17 protein-coding genes are annotated in these 18,968 nt (G+C 65.9%); 10 read left to right on the top strand and 7 right to left on the bottom strand.

Annotation, left to right across the window (positions count from 1 at the left end; translation table 11 throughout):
- Positions 1-122: 122 nt before the first annotated feature.
- The 5 genes from CHB86_RS08340 to CHB86_RS08320 all read left to right on the top strand — a co-directional run bounded on the left by CHB86_RS08340 (position 123) and on the right by CHB86_RS08320 (position 5,793).
- A complete protein-coding gene (locus tag CHB86_RS08340) occupies positions 123-1,373 on the top strand; it encodes a flavin-containing monooxygenase (RefSeq protein ID WP_217898281.1) in 1,251 nt (416 codons plus the stop codon).
- Positions 1,374-1,387: 14 nt separating this feature from the next.
- A complete protein-coding gene (locus CHB86_RS08335) occupies positions 1,388-2,563 on the top strand; it encodes an NAD(P)/FAD-dependent oxidoreductase (protein WP_089232524.1) in 1,176 nt (391 codons plus the stop codon).
- 329 nt (positions 2,564-2,892) lie between these two features.
- Positions 2,893-3,252: a group I truncated hemoglobin gene (locus CHB86_RS08330; protein ID WP_089232523.1), complete on the top strand. Its 360-nt coding sequence runs from the start codon at positions 2,893-2,895 to the stop codon at positions 3,250-3,252.
- Position 3,253: 1 nt separating this feature from the next.
- Complete coding sequence (locus CHB86_RS08325) at positions 3,254-4,309, top strand: adenylate/guanylate cyclase domain-containing protein (protein ID WP_089232522.1); 1,056 nt, start codon at positions 3,254-3,256, stop codon at positions 4,307-4,309.
- A 14-nt stretch (positions 4,310-4,323) separates the two neighbouring features.
- A complete protein-coding gene (locus CHB86_RS08320; protein WP_089232521.1) occupies positions 4,324-5,793 on the top strand; it encodes an ATP-binding protein in 1,470 nt (489 codons plus the stop codon).
- A 22-nt stretch (positions 5,794-5,815) separates the two neighbouring features.
- Here CHB86_RS08320 and CHB86_RS08315 read toward each other — a convergent pair whose 3' ends face one another.
- Positions 5,816-6,445, bottom strand: coding sequence for a TetR/AcrR family transcriptional regulator (locus CHB86_RS08315; protein WP_089232520.1), 630 nt, complete (start codon positions 6,443-6,445; stop codon positions 5,816-5,818).
- A gap of 198 nt (positions 6,446-6,643) precedes the next feature.
- Between CHB86_RS08315 and CHB86_RS08310 the strand changes: the two genes are divergently transcribed.
- The 3 genes from CHB86_RS08310 (at position 6,644) to CHB86_RS08300 (ending at position 8,095) form a co-directional block, all read left to right on the top strand.
- Positions 6,644-7,189, top strand: coding sequence for a YgjV family protein (locus CHB86_RS08310; protein WP_176442809.1), 546 nt, complete (start codon positions 6,644-6,646; stop codon positions 7,187-7,189).
- A gap of 141 nt (positions 7,190-7,330) precedes the next feature.
- On the top strand, positions 7,331-7,702 hold the full coding sequence (locus CHB86_RS08305) for a DsrE family protein (RefSeq protein ID WP_089232518.1): 372 nt from the start codon (positions 7,331-7,333) through the stop codon (positions 7,700-7,702).
- Between the two features lie 24 nt (positions 7,703-7,726).
- Entirely contained in the window at positions 7,727-8,095 is a 369-nt protein-coding gene (locus tag CHB86_RS08300) for a rhodanese-like domain-containing protein (protein ID WP_089232517.1), read from the top strand.
- A 171-nt stretch (positions 8,096-8,266) separates the two neighbouring features.
- Here CHB86_RS08300 and CHB86_RS08295 read toward each other — a convergent pair whose 3' ends face one another.
- The 4 genes from CHB86_RS08295 to CHB86_RS08285 are packed head-to-tail and all read right to left on the bottom strand — an operon-like array spanning position 8,267 to position 13,131.
- Complete coding sequence (locus tag CHB86_RS08295; protein ID WP_089232516.1) at positions 8,267-9,559, bottom strand: OpgC family protein; 1,293 nt, start codon at positions 9,557-9,559, stop codon at positions 8,267-8,269.
- The gene (mdoH, locus tag CHB86_RS08290) at positions 9,546-11,342 is read right to left on the bottom strand and encodes a glucans biosynthesis glucosyltransferase MdoH (protein WP_089232515.1); all 1,797 of its coding nucleotides are present in this window, start codon (positions 11,340-11,342) and stop codon (positions 9,546-9,548) included. Before mdoH ends, CHB86_RS08295 begins: the two co-directional genes overlap by 14 nt.
- Before the next feature lie 23 nt (positions 11,343-11,365).
- Positions 11,366-11,542 (bottom strand): hypothetical protein, encoded by a 177-nt coding sequence (locus CHB86_RS24585; RefSeq protein WP_176442808.1) that lies wholly within the window; start codon positions 11,540-11,542, stop codon positions 11,366-11,368.
- A complete protein-coding gene (locus tag CHB86_RS08285; protein ID WP_089232620.1) occupies positions 11,539-13,131 on the bottom strand; it encodes an OpgD/OpgG family glucan biosynthesis protein in 1,593 nt (530 codons plus the stop codon). Before CHB86_RS08285 ends, CHB86_RS24585 begins: the two co-directional genes overlap by 4 nt.
- Before the next feature lie 306 nt (positions 13,132-13,437).
- On the opposite strand from CHB86_RS08285, the gene CHB86_RS08280 reads away from it, so the two are divergent.
- Both CHB86_RS08280 and CHB86_RS08275 read left to right on the top strand, forming a co-directional pair.
- Positions 13,438-14,193, top strand: coding sequence for an alpha/beta hydrolase (locus CHB86_RS08280; RefSeq protein WP_089232514.1), 756 nt, complete (start codon positions 13,438-13,440; stop codon positions 14,191-14,193).
- Positions 14,190-15,497: a glycoside hydrolase family 15 protein gene (locus CHB86_RS08275; protein WP_089232513.1), complete on the top strand. Its 1,308-nt coding sequence runs from the start codon at positions 14,190-14,192 to the stop codon at positions 15,495-15,497. Before CHB86_RS08280 ends, CHB86_RS08275 begins: the two co-directional genes overlap by 4 nt.
- On the opposite strand, the gene CHB86_RS08270 is transcribed toward CHB86_RS08275, so the two are convergent.
- Positions 15,473-16,729 carry a glucoamylase family protein gene (locus tag CHB86_RS08270; protein WP_089232512.1) on the bottom strand — a complete coding sequence of 419 codons (1,257 nt, stop codon included), beginning with the start codon at positions 16,727-16,729 and terminating at the stop codon, positions 15,473-15,475. The two genes, CHB86_RS08275 and CHB86_RS08270, sit on opposite strands and share 25 nt — an antisense overlap.
- A complete protein-coding gene (locus CHB86_RS08265) occupies positions 16,717-18,960 on the bottom strand; it encodes a glycoside hydrolase family 3 N-terminal domain-containing protein (RefSeq protein ID WP_089232511.1) in 2,244 nt (747 codons plus the stop codon). The genes CHB86_RS08270 and CHB86_RS08265 overlap by 13 nt, the downstream gene beginning before the upstream one ends.
- Positions 18,961-18,968 lie beyond the last annotated feature (8 nt).

The following is an 18,968-nucleotide window of genomic DNA, read 5'->3' as shown; positions in this document are numbered from 1 at the left end:
GAAGCAACCGCCACGCCCAACGCCTGATGCATCGAAACGCGGCGCGCAAACCCATGTCGCGCCGCGGTATCGGGACCTTCATCGCCAGTCTCAACGCTGGCTGAGCACCAGGGGAGCCGAGCATGATCCGCAAGACAGATGTTCTCATCATTGGTGCCGGGCAGGCAGGACTGGCCATGAGCCATTGCCTGACCGGCCGGGGGATAGATCACGTCGTTCTCGACCGCGGCGCGGTCGGGCAGCGCTGGCGGGCGGAACGCTGGGCTTCCCTGCACCTTCTGACGCCCAACTGGATGACCCGCCTGCCGGGCTGGCGATACGAGGGAGCCGATCCCGACGGCTACATGCACAAGGATGAAGTCGTCGGCATGTTGAACCGCTATGCCCGTTCCTTCGCCGCTCCGGTCGAGGAATTCACGGACGTCGAGGGCATCTGCCGGACAGCGGATGGGTTCTGCGTCGTTACCCGGACAGATCTCTGGACAGCGCGGTCGGTGGTCGTTGCGACCGGCGCCTGCGATCGGCCGGCCGTTCCGGGCTTTGCCGATGAGGTCGCGCGTGACATCGAACAGGTCACGACGGCGACCTATGTCCACCCCGGACAGCTCGACAAGGGCGGGGTGCTGGTGGTGGGCGCCTCTGCGACCGGCGTTCAACTGGCCGAAGAGATCCACCTCTCGGGCCGCCCGGTGACGCTCGCCGCGGGAGGGCACGTCCGTCTGCCGCGGCGCTATCGCGGCCGCGATATCCTCGACTGGCTGGACCGGTCCGACGTTCTGGCCGAGCGCCGGGATCCGTCGGTCGCGGACGCACGCGCCCTGTCGCAGCCATCCTTGCAACTGGTCGGGTCCTCTCCGCCGCGCGACATCGACCTGATGAGCCTGTCCCGACTGGGCGTGACGGTCATCGGGCGGGTCGAAAGCATCGGCGGGAACATCGTGCACCTCGCCGACAATCTGCCCGCCGATATCCTGGCGGCGGAGGCTCGGCGCGAACGCACGCTCTCTCGGATCGATGCATTCATCCATTCGTCCGGTGACGCTGCGCCGGAGCGCGAAGCCCATGCGCCGCTGACCATGCCGGTCAGCGCCGGTCTGCGCGGTCTCGACCTGCGGTCGGCCGGAATCCGGACCATCGTCTGGGCCACGGGCTTCCGGCGCAGCTACCCCTGGTTGCAGTTGCCGGTCTTCGATGCCGCGGGCGAGATTCTGCAGACCGGGGGCATCACCCCATGTCCCGGCCTCTACACGCTCGGCCTGCCATTCATGCGCCGGCGGAACTCCACCTTCATCGATGGCGTCGGGCAGGACGCGATCGAGATCGCCGTCGAGATCGCTCGACATCTCGAAAGAACAAGCCGCGCCGCTGCCTGACTCAGGAGACCATCATGCAAACTCACCCGGAATCGAACCATTTCGACGCCCTGATCGTCGGCGCACGCTGCGCCGGTGCCGCAACCGCGATGTTGCTGGCCCGGGCGGGGCTCAATGTGCTGCTGATCGACAGGGACGCAGCCGGCTCCGACACCATGTCGACCCATGCCCTGATGCGCGGCGCCGTCATGCAGCTCGACCGATGGGGGCTGCTGGAAGAACTGCTCGCAGGGGGCGTGCCGCCAGTGCGCAGGACGACATTCCACTACGGCTCCCAGACGCTTCCCCTGGACATCCGCCCGGGCCACGGTGTCGGGATCCTGATGGCGCCTCGCCGAGCGGTCCTTGATGCGCAGCTCGTAGCAGCGGCGCGCAGGGCAGGGGCCGTCGTCCGGCACAGGACGGCGCTCAGGGAGGTGACGTTCGATCCCGAGACAGGCCGTGTGAGCGGCGCGGTGCTGAGCGATCCGCGCGGCAAGACCTACCGGGTCTCCGCCGGCATCACGATCGGCGCCGATGGACGGCGCTCGTCGGTGGCCCGGCAGGTTGGCGCTCGGACCATGTTGGAAAGCACGCATCTGACCGGCTGTGTCTATGGCTACTTCGGCGGGCTCGAGGACAATGGGTACCGTTGGTACTACGGTCACAATGCCGCCGCCGGCGCGATCCCGACCAATGCGGGCGCACATTGCGTCTTTGCGGCCGTCTCGGCTGAGGAGTTCCGGATCCTCAAGGCAGGCCATCAGCCGGCAGACCTCCTCGCCTTGCTCGCCGAAAGGACCAATCCGGAGCTGCGCGCGCTTCTGGATGGGGCCGAGGCGCTGTCGCATCCGATTATGTTTGCCGGCGCGCCCGGACATGTTCGCCACAGCCATGGCCCCGGCTGGGCGCTGGTCGGCGATGCCGGCTATTTCAAGGATCCGCTCACGGCGCATGGGATCACGGACGCCTTGCGCGATGCGGAGATCCTTGCCGATGCCGTGATCCGTGGGACGGCGGATGCATTGGCCGGCTATCAGGACACACGGGACAGGCTGTCGCGCGGTCTGTTCGGCATCACGGACCGGATCGCCTCCTTCGATTGGTCCCTGCAGGAGCTTCAACGGCTCCACAAGCAGCTCAACGGAGAGATGAAGAACGAGCAGACCTGGATGGCGGAGACATTCGCGCCCGGTTTCCTGGCTGCCTGAGATGCGTACGGAAGCAATCGAACACGGTGTGAAGCCCCTCGGGGCCATGACCTGTTGGCGGGATCTGCAGGGGAATTCGATATGAACATGAGGCCACGAGATGACGTTGAAGACCCGCGCAGGCACCGCGAGGGACTGTGCCCTTCGTGCGGGATTAGGTGATCGGCAAGGCCGGACATATCCCGCATCTGACCGCCGCCCGCCTCGCAGATCCGATGATCGCTGAATTTCTTGTGCGTGTGGACGGTCGGTGGCAGGATAACGAAATTACCTTGCGGAAAGCTTTGTGAAGCCATCCGCAGACCAGGAAAACTGGGGAGGACCGCCCCGTGGAGAAGTCCCTGTTCGACAAGTACGGTGGTTTTTCGACGGTCAGCAAGATCGTTATGCGCCTGTACGACCAGCTTCTGGAGGACGACGACGTCGGTCCGTTTTTCGACGATGTCGACATGCCGCGCCTGATCGATCACCAGACCAAGTTCGTCGCCTCGCTCATGGGTGGCCCTGCCTCGTTTACGGATACCCATATCCAGAGGGCCCACCACAACCTCGAGATCGCACCGCTCCATTTCGACCGTCTCAAGGAGATCATCGCCGAGACCCTTGGCGAGTTCGACGTCGAAGAGGACGATATCGAAACCGTGCTCGCGGCTTTCGAGGGACGCCGAAAACTGCTGGTTGACGGCTGACATGACGATCGAAGCCATCAACGAACAATTGCTGCGGGCAATCGGCGTCGGTGTCGCCCTTGTCGATCTCGGTTCCCTCGAGCTGAACTTTCGCAACGACACATTCATCGAATGGTTCGGCGGGCCGGAGGCGAGTGTCCGCCTCGGCGACGTCTTTCCGTCACTGGACCTCGAGGCGCTGTCCCGCGAGATGGCCGACGGAGGCAAGTTCACGGGCGAGGCCAGCTTCAAGCTCAAGCGGCGCCGGATGACGGTCGCCATCGACCTCACCCGCGCCGGGACCGCGTCCGAACCGATCGCGGTTCTGGTCTGTCAGAATATCACGCGGATCAAGGAGCTGGAGTCGATGATCGATTCCTATTCCATGATGGTCGAACGGAATACGCACGAGATCAAACGGGAGAAGGAGCAGGTCGAGAAACTCCTTCTCAACATGATGCCGCGGTCTGCCTACGAGGAGTACAAGTCCTTTGGAGTGGTCGCTCCGCGGATATTCGAGTCCGTCTCGGTGCTGACCCTCGACTTCGAGAACTTCGACAAGATCCTCGAGGCCAACGACCCGGCCGTGATCGTCAGCGAATTGAACGACATCTACACGGCCTTCGACCGGATCGGCGAGCAGTTCGGTTGCGAACGCGTTCGTACCAACGGCGACAGCTATTTCGCGGTTTCCGGCGTTCCCGACCCGGTGCTGAACCATGCAGAATCCGTCGCCAATGCGGCTGTCCGCTTCTTGCGCTATCTGACGCGCCGGAACGAAAGCCATCCCATCCGGTGGCAGGCGCGCCTCGGACTGGCGTCGGGGCCGGTCGTCGGATCCGTCGTTGGCGTTCAGAAATACATCTACGACGTCTTCGGGCCCGCGGTCGAACTGGCGGGCAGGACGCGGGGCCGTGCACCCGGCATGTCGATCGCAGCGGATTCCAGCATCTGCGACCTGCTGGACTCGCGCTTCTCCCTGACGGCTCTGCCGCCGGCCAAGGTACGGCCGGAAGCGCCGGGTGGCCTGTTCCTGCTTGAGGAGGCGAGCCAGAACGAGGCGCATGGGGTGTCGTGAGGCGGCCTAGCGACATGTCTTCCGCCACCGTAGATCCCGCCATCGAAGCGGTGCCGGTGCGCGAGGTGATCGACCTTCTGCAGGAGGCCGTCGCGTTCTTTGACGCCGACGGTCGGATTTCGGCGATGAACCGCAGTTTCCGCGAAAGCTATGGTGCGATTGGCCAGTACCTGCAGGACGGCTCGTCCTGGGATATCTTTCTGCTGGAGGCCGAACGTCATGGTGCCCTCGATCGGTCGGCCTGTCAGGACCTCCGTCTGGCGGAAACGATGCTGGGTGCGCAGAGCGCTTCCACGGAGCCGATCGAGCATCGCGACGACGGCGGGCACGCCCACGAGATCAGGTTGAAGCCGACATCGAATGGCGGTTTCGCCATGATCCAGACCGAGGTGATAGACATGCGCGGTCGCGCCGCGGGGGACGAACTCGCGGAAGTCCTGATGTCGAAGGTTCTCGAAGCCTGCCCCGCCAACCTCACGATGTCTCGCATCGGCGACGGCCAGATCCTCTATCGAACCCCTGCCGCCACGGAACTGCTAGGCGCGGTTCGCAACAGCCGCGATCATTTCGCCAGGATGGAGGAACGCGCCGACTTCGTCACGGCCCTCCTGCCGGACGCGCGGGTCGACGACATGCGGGTGACCGGGCGGCGCGGTGACGGTTCGGAATTCCCCGCCTCGCTCTCCGCGCGGCTGATCGACTACCGCGGCGAGGAAGTCGTCGTCGCAAACATGATCGACCTGAGCGACGAGATAGCCCTGCAGGCGGAGTTGGAACGGCAGAAGGACCTCGCGTTTCAGTCGGAGAAGATGTCGGCGCTCGGCGAACTCCTCGCCAGTGTCGCGCATGAACTGAACAACCCGCTTTCGGTCGTGATCGGCAATGCCACCATGTTGAAGGAGGAGGGCCTCGGCGACGCGGCGCTCAAGCGGGTGAACAAGCTCGGCGACGCGGCGGACCGCTGTGTTCGCATCGTTCGAACCTTCCTGTCCATGGCGCGACAGCAGCCGCTGAACCTTGCCGACGCCTCAGTGGTGGAACTCGTGGAAACCGCAACGGATGCGCTCGAGAGCCATGCGGACCGGACGGCCGTCGAAATCGAGCTGTCCCTGCCACCGTCGCTGCCGGAGGTGCGCGTGGACGAGATTCAGGTGGTTCAGGTCATCATCAACATTCTCGCGAATGCCGATCAGGCAATCACCCAGTCCGGGATCGGAGACCTGATCCGGGTCAAGGCGCAGGCACGCCCGGATGCGGGCCTGGTGCGACTGGTGATTTCCGACAATGGCCCCGGTATCCCGGCTCAGATCCAGGGGCGGATCTTCGACCCGCTGTTCACGACCAAGTCCAAGGGCAAGGGAACCGGTGTGGGTCTGGCATTCTGTCACCGGGTGATCGCGGCACATGGCGGCTCGATCCAGCTCGATCGAAGCAGCGGGCAGGGCGCGACCTTTCACATCGATCTTCCGGTCTCGACCGGCTGATCAGACGGCCGGCATCCAGGTTTCAGTTCGAGGCGGCCATGGATGGCGCAAACAGCATGTCGAGATAGGCGCGAAAGTGCTCCGACTGGCGTGCGGTGATCGCCGTGTTGCCATAGGCCCGTTGGAGGATCAGGCCGCCTTCGATCAGCGACACGATCATCTCGGCCAGTTCCTTGGCCGTCACAGGTCGCGCGGGCGGATAACGGTCGATCACCTCCTGGAACTTGCGGATGTAGATCGCGCTCCACTCGCGCAACGTCTCCGCGACGACGTCATTCACGTCCTCGTCGAATGCTTCACTTTCGTAGGTATAGACCGCGTACATGCAGCCCCGCGACGGCTCTGTCGGGTTGGAAATATACCCCTCGAAGGCCTTTAGGTAGAATTGCAGCTGCTCGTAGGGGTCGTCATGCAGCGCCTCGGCCCTTGCGGCAAGGTCGCGAAACATCCGGATGTCCTGTGCGGAATGCCAGCGCATCAGTTGCGACGCCAGGTCGGCCTTCGAACGGAAATGGTGGAAGAAGGCGCCCTTGGAGACGCCGGCCGCCTTCAGAATGTCGTCGATCGACGTGCCGGCAAATCCCTTGTCCATGACGAGGCGCTTCGCCGTCGCCAGGATGTGCTCGCGCGAGCGCTCTCCCTTCTCTGACATCTCACCCTCGGATCAGTCCATTCGGTCTGTTCAGGCTAGCTTGGATCCTGATCGCGAGCAATGGCGCAGGGTGGATTTGTAGATTCCCGACGTGGTTCCTCCCGGAAACAATTGAAACGTCCCCTGACCGACTTCTGAAACAGACTGAATGGTATGTTTAAAACAGACCAGATAGTCCGATTTCAGATGAGGAACACGATGACCAGCCTGACGATCCTCTCCGCAGAAGTGCCGCTGGCGCAGGTCTTTGGATTGGCCGGCCTGGCCGGGCAGTTCACATGGCCGCTGCTGCGCAACCGCAACGGCATCCTCGCTACACAGATTGGAATCGCTGGAAGCTACGCCACGCATTACGCGCTGCTGGATCAGTGGAGCGGTATGAGCGTCTGCCTTGTCGGGGCGACCCAGAGCGCGATTGCCCTCCTCGCCGGCGACAGGCCTTGGCTGAGCCGGATGGGCCTCGGGTTTATCCCGGTGGTGATCACGCTTTGCTACCTGACGTGGTCCGGTCTGCCATCGCTGCTGGCCGCCTGTGCCTGTTGCCTCGTGATGATCGGGCGGATGCAGCGCGACATGCTTCGAATGCGGGCGATCATGCTCTCAGCCTCACCCTTCGGAATCGGCCACGACCTGATTGTCGGCGCCGTCGCAGCGCTCGCCGGTGCTGTCCTGTCCTGCGCCATAGGGGCCGCCGCGCTTCGGCGCGAATGGATCGGCCATTCGCGTGCGGCAATGCCCGGCTGAGCCGACCGAAAAGACCCGGATCACTCGTCTCATCAAAAGGAGGAACGCAAGCACCGAACCATCAGCACACGGCCATACCGGCCCAAGACGAACGACCTTCACGATTGAAGGAAAGCAACTGAACTTCAAAGGAGAAATGAAATGGAAAGCACGACACGCAAACTCGCCATCGTCTCGTCGCGGGGTCATGACGACGAACGCGGTACCGTCGCCTGGACCATCGCGAACACCGGCCTGGATTCAGGGCAGCAGGTGACGATGTTCCTCGTGAGTTCTGCCGTCGACACGGTCCGCAAGGGCGCCTCGGACAATGTCCGGATGAACCCTTTCGACCCGCCGATGGGCGAACTGATCGCGAACTTCCAGGAAAAGGGCGGACGTATCCTCGTTTGCCCGCCCTGCGCAAAGGTCCGCGGCTATGCCGAAGACGACCTGATCGACGGCGTCCAGATCGTCGGCTCGCCGGCGCTCCACGCCCTGATCAATGACGGCGCAGCAACGCTGAGCTTCTGAGGAACACTGGAAAGGAGACCTGAAATGACCAGCTGCTCGAGCACCTTCACGGCCGCTGACGAAGCCGTCGTGATCCCCATAAGCCCAGCCGAGGCAGCAAGGCTGCACAACCGGGCGGGCGTCGAGTTCGTCGACCCGCGGCCGGAAGAGGTGATCTCCGCGACCACCGGGCGGATCCCGGGGGGCCGCGTCATACCGCTTTCCCGGATCGAGGCCGGCGACCTGCCGCCGGCCTTCGCCGACCGCTCTATCCACGTGGTCACGTCCTGCCAGGCCGGACCGATGGCGGCGCGCGCGGCGGCGGCTTTCTCGAAGCTCGGCTTTGCCCGCGTGAGCTATGTCAGCGGAGGGACCCAGGCATGGGTCGATGCCGGATTGCCGACTGTTCGTTGACCGGCGCGACTTGACAGGGAGGATGGGCGTCAGGGTGCAGTTCGCCCCATGCCCGCCTCGCAAGTTCGGACCGCTCGTTCCTGCATGGCACGAGCGGTCGCTTTTGGGGCCGGCAACCGGACGGGTTGGGCGGCCCCATCAATTCAATGGCAATCGGGCAGGGGAGGTCGCCTAGGTCAATGGCGGCTTGGATCTGGCGGTCAGGCTGGAAGGTTGCGGCGCGTGGACCGGTGGCAGAGGGTCCGAGGAGCCGTTGTCGGCCGACACCGGCGTGGCAGGCGCCGAGGGTCTGCCTTTCGCCGCATCGGCGAGAAAGGCCAGTCCGACAAGCGCGGCCACCCCGAGCGGCGGAAGCACCCAGGCCAGCCAGAGGGCGTCCGGCAGCGAGAGCATCAGCGCCTGGGCCGCCAGCGACAGCACGGTGCCTGCCGCGAAAACCAGCAGCCCGTGCCGCCCCAGCAGCCGCAGCGGCAGGGCGTAGCGATGGGCGGAAAGTCGGGACACGATGGCGAGTTGGGAGAGGACGTACGCAAGGGCGAGGATATGCAGGAAGCGCGGCGCGGCGAGATAGGTCTTGTCGTGCGACGTGAAGATGAACGGAACCCCGGCCTCGGCCAGGTGATGCATCTGGACGTTGAAGAAATCCTCAAGGCCGGGGACGTATTTCCAGGCCAGAACGAACACGAGGAAAGCCGCCGAAAGCCAGAACAGCAAGCGGGAGCGCGGGAAGAATGCCTTGCCCTGTCGCAGGCTGAGGCCCGTCACAAGCCCGATCACGAAGATGGCTTGCCAGGCGAAGGGATTGAAGAACCAGCCGCCCTCGTTGGGATAGTTGGGCAGGTTGAGGCGGAAGAGGCCGGTTACGAGCCAGAGGCCGAGGGAGGCCGCGAAGAGAACCCGAGGCCAGCGGATCCCTAGCAGGATCGCCGCCGGTGCGCAGATCAGCAGGACCGAGTAGGCCGGGAGGATGTTCACGTAGCCGAACTGGTGCGTCAGGATCGGCAGGCCGATCAGCCCCTCGGTCGGGTTCTCGAACACCTGCCGCATGTTGTTCTGGGTGAGAAGGTCCGGCAGGCCGGAGAGCTGGTAGGCAAGGCCGAAGATGGCGAGCGCACAGGCCGACAGGGTCATCTGGACGAGGTAGAGCGTCCAGGCCCGCTTCCAGAGCGGCGAAACGGCGTGCCAGAGCCCGTTGCGGGCAAGTGCGTCCGGAAGGAACCGCGCGGTATAGGCGAGCCCGGCGGCGATGCCGGACATCAGGAAGAACGCCTCCGCCGCATCCGCAAAACCGAGGTTGCGGATCGTCAGGTATTCGTAGGGATTGCCCGGCACGTGGTTGATGAAGATCATCACGAGGGCAATCCCGCGAAAGGCGTCGATCCGGAGGTCGCGGGGACTCCGTTCGCCGGGGGCCTTTCTGGTCGGAAAGGCAATGAGTTCCGCGCTTGGTCTATGCTGGGACATGATGTTCAACGGCCATGCCGGCACTTGGTTCCGCCGGCGAGTTTTTCCAGGTCATTTCCCAACGGGCGCAGACCTCGTGATAGGTGGCGACCACCGGTGGTGACGCGATTTCTTCCGGCACCCTGAAAAGCGCATGGGTGAGCGGGCGCGATGTCCAGGCGATCAGGAATGGGGCGGCCAGCATCGGCAGTCCGACCGGCAATAGCCATATCAGGAGGTCGGGCGCAATCCAGTACACGGTCGTCAGTGCAGTGGCGCCAACCAGAACGATCCAGCGTCCCGAACGCCAGCCGTCCGCCAGGCCCAGGAGCCCCTCTCCGCGCTGATTGGCCGGCCATCCGCCATCCTGGCCGGAGAGCACCTGCAGCACGGCCCGGCTGTGGTAGAGCAACATGAGCGGCGCGAGGAGCGTTGTGAGAACGATCTCGGCCAGCACCGAGGAGGTCGCCCGGATGACGCCGCCGAACCCTTGCACCCGGTTCGAGGCGATGGCGCCGGTCAGGATCGTCAGCTTCGGTATGATCAGGAGCCCCACGACGCCGAAGACCAGCATTGTGATCTCGCGCGTGGATGTGTTCGGGAACACGGGGTAGAGCTGGTGCGCCTCGGGGAAATAGTTCGGCGGCGGAGCGGTGACGGTCGCGACGAAGGACGCGACGAGGAACGCCGCCCAGAGCGTCGAGACCACGTAGGCGGCGATGTTCTGCAGGAAGACGAAGCGGCTCCAGCTTGCGAGGCCGGGCGCGAGCAGAAGCCGGGAATGCTGAAGGTTGCCCTGGCACCACCGCCGGTCCCGGCGGGCAAAGGACAGAACGTTGTCCGGGCCTTCCTCGTAGGAGCCGGCTATGGAGGGATCCACCTCGACCTTCCAGCCTCCCCGAGCCAGCAGCGCCGCTTCCACGTAGTCGTGGCTGAGGATGTGCCCTCCGAACGGCGGTTTGCCCGAAAGCTCCGGCAAGCCGCAACTTCCGGCAAAGGCGCGGACGCGCACGATGGCATTGTGGCCCCAGAACGGGCCGGTCGCGCCCTGCATCCGGGCCAGCCCGCGCGAGAAAACCGGGCCGTGGAAGCCTGCCGCGAACTGGAGCGCACGGCCAAAGAGCGATCGCGCGCCGATAATCCGGGGCAAGGTCTGCAGCAGGCCGAGTTTCGGGTCCTCCTGCATCCGCGCGATCATCGTGCGGATCGCCTCGCCGGACATGAGACTGTCCGCGTCCAGGATCACGGCTAGGTCGTAGGCGCTGCCGGACCGGCGGAAGAAATCCTCGATGTTGCCGGCCTTTCGCCCGACGTTCTGCGTCCGCCGGCGATAGAAGATCCGTCCCTCACCCCCGGTTTCCCGCAGCAATCGGGCAAAGGCGAAGCGCTCCCGCCGGGCAGCGGCTTCGTCTCGCGTATCGGACAGAACGGCAATATCAGCGGTCACGCCTGCCTCAGCGACCGATGCGTCTATGGCCGCGATACGCGCGAAGGTGGTCAGCGGGTCCTCGTTGCAGATCGGGATCAGGATGACCGTCCGCGGTTGAGGCATCCGAAGGTCAGGTTGCGCGCGGCGGCGCTGCAGCCCCGGCGCACCGATCAGCGCCAGCGAAGCGCCCCAGGCGAGCCAGGCCGTGGTCAGGAAGATCAGCGCGGCTCGTGCCCCATCCAATGCGCCGAACCCGTCGCGCGCGGCTGCTTCGGCCATCAGCAGCGAGGCCGTGATTGCCGCGATCAGCGAGAAGCTCAGCGCAAGAAGACGACACAGGCGCGTCGGCCTGTCGGGGGAGAGATGCGAATGCATGGCGGATTACACATGCACCCCCGTCACGCCTTGCGGCGGGACAGGAACAGTCGACCGACGAGCGCGAGGTCTGCCCAGCTCGTGCGCGTCTCGAGCACTTGCTTCTGCATCGCGAGGGGCGCCTCCGGCGGCGCCCAACGCAATGGGCCGGAGTCCGGCGCGTCGCAGGGCAGGGCGTCTTCGAAGTCCTTGGCGTTCAAGCGTTGATCCATTGGTACACCCATGTCTCGGTGAGTATGCGATCGTAGCCTGCGATGCCTGCCTTCAATTCAACGATCGAGCCCGGTTGCGCCCGGACCTCCATGACCAGCCGCCACACGTCCTTGCCGCTCACGGGGCTCAGGACGGTCTCGACAATCTCGCCATTGGTTGCGCTGGCGACCGGTTCAATCTCGGCGTTTCCAGGCAGCGAGCCCAACAGCCCGCCCGCGAAATCCACCACGAACTTTCGCGTGCCCGTCTCGGTCTCCACACCGGCGACGCCGCCCTTGCCGATCCGCGTCCGAAGCACCCTTGCGAGGGATTTCGGCTGCGCGCCGGGCGGGGTCATGCCCCAATGGAGCCGGTAGGAGAATTCGAGCGCATCGCCGGCGCGGGTCGGGGCGTCAGGCACCCAGAAGGCGACGATGTTGTCGTGAATCTCCAGGTCCGACGGTATCTCGACCAGCCGCACGGAGCCCTCGCCCCAGTCGCCGATCGGTTCGACCATGAGGGAAGGGCGCAGTTCGTAATGGGCCTGCGCATCCAGGAAATGCTCAAAGGCACGTTCACGCTGAACGAGACCGAAGGAGGCCGGGTTCATCGCGCCGAGATAGGAACTCGCCAGTTGAGGCGGGTTGTTCAGCGGTCGGAAGTAGGTTTCGCCGGGCCGCGTGTTGAGTACCAGCGCCTCGCTGTCATGGACCGCCGCGCGGTAGTCGTCGAACGGACCCATGTCGGCGCCGCTGAACAGGAACATGGATGTCAACGGCGCCACGCCAAGCTGCTCGATGTCCTTGCGCAGGAACAGGCGGGCGGTCACCTCCATCGAGGTCGTGTCGCCGGGCGAGATCACGAACCGGTAGGCACCGGTGACGGACGGGCTGTCGAGCGCGGCGTAGAGTGTCACCGACCCATCGCCCTCGTTCGGACGGCGAAGCCAGACTTCGGTGAACACGGGGAATTCCTCGGCCTGGGAAAGGCCGGTGTTCACGGCAAGCCCGCGGGCGCTGAGCCCGTAGGTGTTGCCGCTCCCGAGCGCACGGAAATAGCTCGCCCCCTGGAAGACGACCAGCTCGTCGAAGATGTCGGCGCGATTGAGCTGGGTGTGCAGACGGAAGCCTGCAATGCCAGGCATCTCCGCATTCGCCGGGATCGACGCGGCGAGGTCCTCGTCGTCATATTCGAAATCGGCGGTCGTGAAGGTCATCTGCCGAACGGTGTCGCCGACGATCTCGTTGATCTTCACCGGCTCCTTGAAGAGCCATCCGGGGTGGAAGGCGTGAAGCCGGAAGGCGCCCCCGCCATCGCTCCAGCGCGCCTGTTCGGGCCGAAAGCGGATACGTTGGTAGGCGTCATAGTCGAGCTCCGCGAGGAACCCGTGCAACTGCTCGGCAGGGGCGAATTCCTTTCCGGCAGCCTCCTGCATCGCGGCGCTCAGCACGTCGAAGGAGAACGCGGCAGGCGCGTCCTGCTGCGCGTGAACGAGAGCGGGCGACATGATCGCCGGCGCGCCGATGGCAGCGGCCGCCGAACACAGGAACTGGCGTCTCGCCCACTTTCCCTGCGACAACGCCCCACTCTGTTTCATGTTGGTCTTCAACACGGAACTTCCCCCAATACAGAAATGGCACTAATCGAATGCATTCCTAAAATGTACTGGCGTCTGCGTTGCGGCAAACACCTCGCATCCACTCTCGGCATGATTCCGCGTCGCGATGCGGAAAGCCGCCGATCCGGGACATGCCGCCCGGAACCCTGCGCACTGATGAACCGGATCTTCGTCGAGGTGCTTGCATGATGGGCATATCTTCGATGAGCTCAATTCAGTCGGGGCAGTTAGGATCAGAACGCCGACGCTTCAAGTGCTTCAAGTGGCAGAGGTGAAAATAGATTGATGGCACGATCTGCCCGGTCCTGGACCGAAGCCGACCGGAGCAACGCGGTTCCGACGGAAAGCCAGCCAATTCCGCTGGTTGTGGCCTCGCCAGGCGAGTCCGTGCGGGGGACCGTTCTGCTTGTGCACGGCCGCAATGGCGCGCCGGATCAGCCGCATATCGCACAGATCGCGGAGGCGTATCTTGCCCGCGACTGGCGCGTGGTGGCGCCCGGGTTGCCGAATTCCTCCGCCTTGCCGGGCTCGGGAGCCCCTGAGAAGCTGACGTTCACCGGTCATTGCAAGGCTGCGTCGGCGGTATGGGGCTGGGTCCGTGAACGTTGGCCGGACACGCCGCTTGCGCTTGCCGGACACAGCATCGGCGCCTTCGCCGTCGCCCATCTGGCCGCCGAGACGCCCGGCCCGCACCATGTGCTGGCCGTGTCCCCGGCCGTGTCGGGGCGGGCGTTGCTGCTGGCGCGGGTGGCGATGGGGCCGCCGGCCGTGGAGGCGGTAGAACGGGAGGCGCCGTTGTTCCGCGCCGAGATGGAGGCCGCCGACGCCGCGCCCGCGCTCGCCAAGACCGACGCGCCGCTGGCTGTCGTGACAGGCGCGGAGGACGGGCTGGTTCCGCTAAAGGACGCGCGAGCCTATTTCGCGGCTGCTGCCAACGCGCGCTTCTTCGCGGCAGTTCCGGGGCAACACCACTGCCCGGTGGGCCCGGATGTCGGCGAAGCGCTGACCGCTGCGCTGTCGGCGCTTGAAGCATCGGCATGAAGCGCACACCCGATCCGGACTGGATTTCGGCACGGCGTCTGGCTGCCGCCCGTGCGCTGCGGGCGGCAACCTCGGCCACGCATCTGGAACGCCATCGAGCAGGCTTCGGCTGGACCGTCCGTCCGGCAGCCGGCTCCATCCTCGCGTCGACACGCATTGCGAGCTGGGATCCGGAGCCCGACTATTTCCACCACTGGATCCGCGACGCGGCGATTGCCCTGCGCGCCGTTCCCCTCGCGATCGCTGCTGAGCCCGAAGCACGGGGCTTCTGGCTCGAGGCGATTGCCGACACCGTGCGGTTTTCCCTCCGGATCTCCGATCCGAGCCGCCGTGGTCCGGCGACCAATCCCCTGCGCGCCACCACCCGGCAGAGCCACGAGCAATTTCTTCGCCCTGACGGGGAACTCGCGGGTCTCGCTGGCGAGAAGTGGCTGGAGGAGCCGAGGTTCGCGGCGGATGGCTCCCCGGATCTCGAGCAATGGGGCCGCCCGCAGGACGACGGCCCAGCGTTGCGGGCCTCTGCGGTCATGGCGCTGATCGATGCACTGCCCGAGGTCGCCTCGCCGGATACCGATGCGCTTGTCGCGCGGGACCTCGAACACAGCCTCCGGGTCGCGGGCCGCCCCTGCATCGGTCCGTGGGAGGAAGCGCCGGCACGGCGATCCACCTTCACCCTGATCGCTGAATGGGATGCGCTCGACAGGGGATGCGCCCGGGCAGCCGCGCGGGGGGCATCCGCACCGGCGATGCGAGCGGCCGCGGACCGTATCGTCACCTTGATGCAGGAGGCGCGAGATGCGCGGTCGGGAGGCTGGCGGGAGAGCGTCGAGGCGCCCGAAGGGCATTTCGACAGCGCGACCGTGCTCGCAATCTTGCATGCCGGACGCCGCGACGGGCCCTTCGCCATTTCGGCCCCCGCGACCCGTGCGACGGTCGCCGCGCTGGAGGCGTGTTTCGCCGCCCTCTATCCGATCAACCGGGGCCGAGGTGCCCCTGCCATCGGCCGCTGGAAGGAAGATGTCTATTTCGGAGGCAACCCCTGGTATCCGACGACGCTTGGCTTTGCCGAACTGCACTACCGCCTCGCCGCCATGGGAGAGGCCGAAGCGTTCGAGAAGGCGGAAGCCTGGATGGGACTTGTCCAGAGCGTTGCACCAGACCCGGCCGAGCCGCTGGCGGAGCAATTCGACCGCCGCACCGGAGCGCCCGTTTCATGCCTCGCTCTCACCTGGTCAGCCGCCGCATTCCTCGAAGCCGCTGCCGCGCGCGATACGGCGCTTCAGGCGATGGCGGGGGCCAGATAGGGCGCGGTGAAGCCCAAGGCGCGCAGCCCGCGCTGCACTTCCGGCCGTCCGGACACCAGCTCCCACAGCAATCCGGTGCGATGGTTCTCCAGCCCGATGAGAATCGGGGCCTGGTCGATGGCAAGCCGGCTCTCGGCGACCCATCCCTGCGTTTCGCAGAAGGCATCCACGAAGCCCGCTTCGCCCCAGATCCTGTCGCCCAGAACGTCGTGCAGGTGCCGCAGGACCGGCATCGCCTCCGCCGGAGCGAAAGGGAACGAGGCCAGCGCGGCGGTGGGCGTGATGACCCCGGTGTCTTCGGTCGGAGAATGCGCGACGTAGCCCGACGGATCGTCACTCGCGGTCAATCCCCAGCAATCGGCCCCGTAGCCGTCCCAGCCCTTCGGATTGAGCAGGCAGTGCTGGCGGTTCACCAGGGCATGAGCCCGTGCCTGCGCGCCGTAATCCGCATAGGCATCGCGCAGCCCCCGTGGATCGATGCCGAGGAAGGGATACTGGGACAGGAACAACGGCCCGCCCCAGTCCGGACCGAGGGGCAGCGGCGTTCCGCCGTAGCTGCGGCCATTGAGGAACGCGGGTGCGGTGGCCCAGCTTCGGTGGTAGGCAGATGCGGGGATCGGATGCGTACGAGAGCCCGCGCCGAGCACAAAGACAGGAAAGGCTTCGTTCCAGCCGCGGATCGGCAACGCGCTCGGACACCAGGGGCGGTCCGGATGGTGGTGCCACATGACGGCGCCGTCCTCGCGCAGATGCGCCGCCCAGTTCACCGCATCGAAGAGCCCCTCGATCCGGGCGCCGAGCGTCGGCTCCTCCGCGAAATAGGCTGCAGCCCCCAAAAGGCCCATCATCAGAAAGGCGGTCTCTACAAGGTCGCCGCCATCATCCCCGGGCATGAAAGGGAGCACGCGCCCTGTCGTCCCCTGCAGGAAATGCGGGAAGACGCCATCGAACCGGTCGGCGCGTTCCAGAAAACCGACGATCCGTTCCGTCCGGTCGAGGATCTCGCGCTTCGGGCGCCAGCCGCGTTCCGCGGCGACGATCTGGGCGAGCAGGCCGAAACCGGTGCCGCCGGTGCATACCGTCTCCTCGATATCGTAACCGAAGGCGCCGCCGCTGCGCTCGCGCGCCATGCCGCTCACCGGGTGGCTCCAGTCGAGAAAGTAGAGGGCCGTGGCTTGGGCAACCCGGTCGCGGAGCGCGGCGTCGTCGAGCCCGCGGATCACGATTGCCATGTCAGCTTCACGCTCTGCGTGTCGCGGCTGTTCGGGCCGACATGCAGCACCACCTCGCCGGGATCGCGGACCCATTGGGCGGCATCCAGGGACGGAGCGATGGGGTAGCGGAATTGCTCGGAACTGATCTCAAAGACCAACTCGCGGCTTTCCCCGGCGCTCAGTGCCACCTGTTTGAAGTCGATCAGCATCCGGCCGGGGCGGGTCACACGCGCTACCGGGTCCGTCGCGTAGAGTTGCACCGTCTCGACGACCGCACCGGGGCCATCGTTCTCGACGTGAAGCCGCAGCAGGACCTGCTCATCCGCAGGTGCGGCCTCCGCCGACAGGCTCGGCGCGCCGTAGGTCACCTTGCCGTAGCCGAGCCCGAAGCCGAAAGGAAACCGTCGTGCGTCATCGGGCATGTCGAGCCAGCCTGTCCGGAATTTCATGAAACGCCCGGTGAAGGGGCGCCCCGTCGGGTCGCTGGCGTAGCTAAGCGGCACCTCGCCCGGGTGCGCCGGCAGCGACACCGCCAGCCGCCCCGACGGCACCGTCGCACCGAAGAGCAGGTCGGCGACGCCTTCCGGACCGGCGATGCCGCCGTGCCAGGCGTAGAGCACGGCGTCGGCTTTTTCCGCGATCTCGCCCAGGGCGAGCGGACGACCGGCGAACACCACCACCACCAGCGGCTTGCCGGTGCTGGCCAGGGTATCGATCAGACGGCGCTGCGGGGCGGGGAGGTCTGGCGACAGCCGCGAAGAGGACTCGCCCGCGTGTTCCTTGGCTTCGCCCACTGTGGCGATCACGACCTCCGCGTCGCGGGCGGCATCGAGGGCCTCTGAAAGCAATTCGGCCTCCGGCCGCTCGTCCGCATCTACGGTGACGCCGTGAACGTTGAGGCGCTGCCGGAGCCACGTTTCGTCGACGATATTCGCGCCCCAGGCGACCAACGGGGCGGAGCCGGTCATGGCAGCCACGGCATCCCGCAGGCTGACGACATCCTCCGCCCGGCCGGAAACCGACCAGGTGCCGAGCATGTTCGCCCGATCCATGGCAAACGGGCCGATGAGCGCCACGCGGCTCTTGGGCCTCAAGGGCAGAAGGCCGTCGTTCTTCAGCAGGACAGCCGAGCGGGCGGCGGCCTTCCTGGCCAGCTTGCGCCCTTCCAGGCGCGACGGCGCCGCGGGCGATCCCTCCAGCCCGCGAAACGGGTTTTCGAGAAGTCCGAGCCTCTCCTTGAAGATCAGCACACGATAGCAGGCACGGTCGACGAGGCCCACGATGTCCTCGGGCGAAAGGGCAAGTCCGGCGTCCGGTGCGTCCAGCCCGCTTCGTGCCAGTTCCGGAAGCTCGGCAAGGTAGTCCTCGCCGACCATGTCCATGTCGACCCCTGCGTGGAGCGCTCGGGCCACGGCCACGTTGGCTGGCCCCAGCCCATGCGGCGTGAGCTCCTTGACGCCCGTGTAGTCGGACACGATCAGCCCGCCGAACCCCGCCTTGCCGCGCAGCCAGCCTTCGATCAGGGGCCCATTGGCGTGCATCGGTAGCTTGTTGACCGCGTTGAAGGCGACCATGACGCTGGCGGCTCCCTCGGCGATGCCGGCCTCGAATGGGGGCAGGTAGACCGAAAGCAGGTCTTCCCAGGCGAGGCTAACGTTGTCGTAGTCGCGACCGCTTTCCGGCGCGCCATAAGCAACGAAATGCTTCAGGCAGGCCGCCACCCGGCCGGGCCCGGCGAAGTCCTTTCCCTGGAAGCCGCGCGTGGCGGCCGCCGCGATCCGGGAGGCGAGGAGGGGGTCTTCGCCCGGACTTTCCGCAACGCGGCCCCACCGAGCGTCACGGGAGATGTCGATCATGGGGGCGTAGACCTGGTGCAGGCCCTCTGCTGAAGCCTCCGCGGCCGCGAAGGCCGAGGTTTCCTCGATCAGGTCGAGGTCCCAGCTGCAGGCCAGCGCGATGTTCAGCGGAAAGACCGTGCGGTGGCCGTGAATGACATCCTCCGCAAAGAACAGCGGGATCTTCAGGCGCGAGCCGGCAAGGGCGCGTTCCTGCATCGCGCGCGCGGAGGCCAGCGACTTGGTGCCGAAGATCGCCCCGACCTGACCCGCGTCCAGCCGCCGCGCCAGCGGGGTGTTCTGCGCGCTCCCCGTGACCAGGCCTTCGCCCGCGGCGAGCAGGTTGAGCTGACCGGTCTTCTCGGCGAGCGTCATTTCGGCCATCAGCCGTTCGACATTCGTCTGCTTTGCCATGCGGGCGC

Source organism: Tropicimonas sediminicola (assembly GCF_900188335.1).
Classification (GTDB): Bacteria; Pseudomonadota; Alphaproteobacteria; order Rhodobacterales; family Rhodobacteraceae; genus Tropicimonas; species Tropicimonas sediminicola.
The sequence above is the reverse complement of the archived record's forward strand: the minus strand, read 5'-3'. Positions and strand labels throughout refer to the sequence as shown.

Bases quoted from the DNA above. Each gene is read 5' to 3' on its own strand.
- CHB86_RS08340 (WP_217898281.1), top strand. From the start codon at position 123: ATGATCCGCAAGACAGATGTTCTCATCATTGGTGCCGGGCAGGCAGGA.
- CHB86_RS08335 (WP_089232524.1), top strand. From the start codon at position 1,388: ATGCAAACTCACCCGGAATCGAACCATTTCGACGCCCTGATCGTCGGC.
- CHB86_RS08325 (WP_089232522.1), top strand. From the start codon at position 3,254: ATGACGATCGAAGCCATCAACGAACAATTGCTGCGGGCAATCGGCGTC.
- CHB86_RS08320 (WP_089232521.1), top strand. From the start codon at position 4,324: ATGTCTTCCGCCACCGTAGATCCCGCCATCGAAGCGGTGCCGGTGCGC.
- CHB86_RS08315 (WP_089232520.1), bottom strand. From the start codon at position 6,445: ATGTCAGAGAAGGGAGAGCGCTCGCGCGAGCACATCCTGGCGACGGCG.
- CHB86_RS08310 (WP_176442809.1), top strand. From the start codon at position 6,644: ATGACCAGCCTGACGATCCTCTCCGCAGAAGTGCCGCTGGCGCAGGTC.
- CHB86_RS08305 (WP_089232518.1), top strand. From the start codon at position 7,331: ATGGAAAGCACGACACGCAAACTCGCCATCGTCTCGTCGCGGGGTCAT.
- CHB86_RS08300 (WP_089232517.1), top strand. From the start codon at position 7,727: ATGACCAGCTGCTCGAGCACCTTCACGGCCGCTGACGAAGCCGTCGTG.
- CHB86_RS08295 (WP_089232516.1), bottom strand. From the start codon at position 9,559: ATGTCCCAGCATAGACCAAGCGCGGAACTCATTGCCTTTCCGACCAGA.
- mdoH (WP_089232515.1), bottom strand. From the start codon at position 11,342: ATGCATTCGCATCTCTCCCCCGACAGGCCGACGCGCCTGTGTCGTCTT.
- CHB86_RS08285 (WP_089232620.1), bottom strand. From the start codon at position 13,131: ATGAAACAGAGTGGGGCGTTGTCGCAGGGAAAGTGGGCGAGACGCCAG.
- CHB86_RS08280 (WP_089232514.1), top strand. From the start codon at position 13,438: ATGGCACGATCTGCCCGGTCCTGGACCGAAGCCGACCGGAGCAACGCG.
- CHB86_RS08275 (WP_089232513.1), top strand. From the start codon at position 14,190: ATGAAGCGCACACCCGATCCGGACTGGATTTCGGCACGGCGTCTGGCT.
- CHB86_RS08270 (WP_089232512.1), bottom strand. From the start codon at position 16,729: ATGGCAATCGTGATCCGCGGGCTCGACGACGCCGCGCTCCGCGACCGG.
- CHB86_RS08265 (WP_089232511.1), bottom strand. From the start codon at position 18,960: ATGGCAAAGCAGACGAATGTCGAACGGCTGATGGCCGAAATGACGCTC.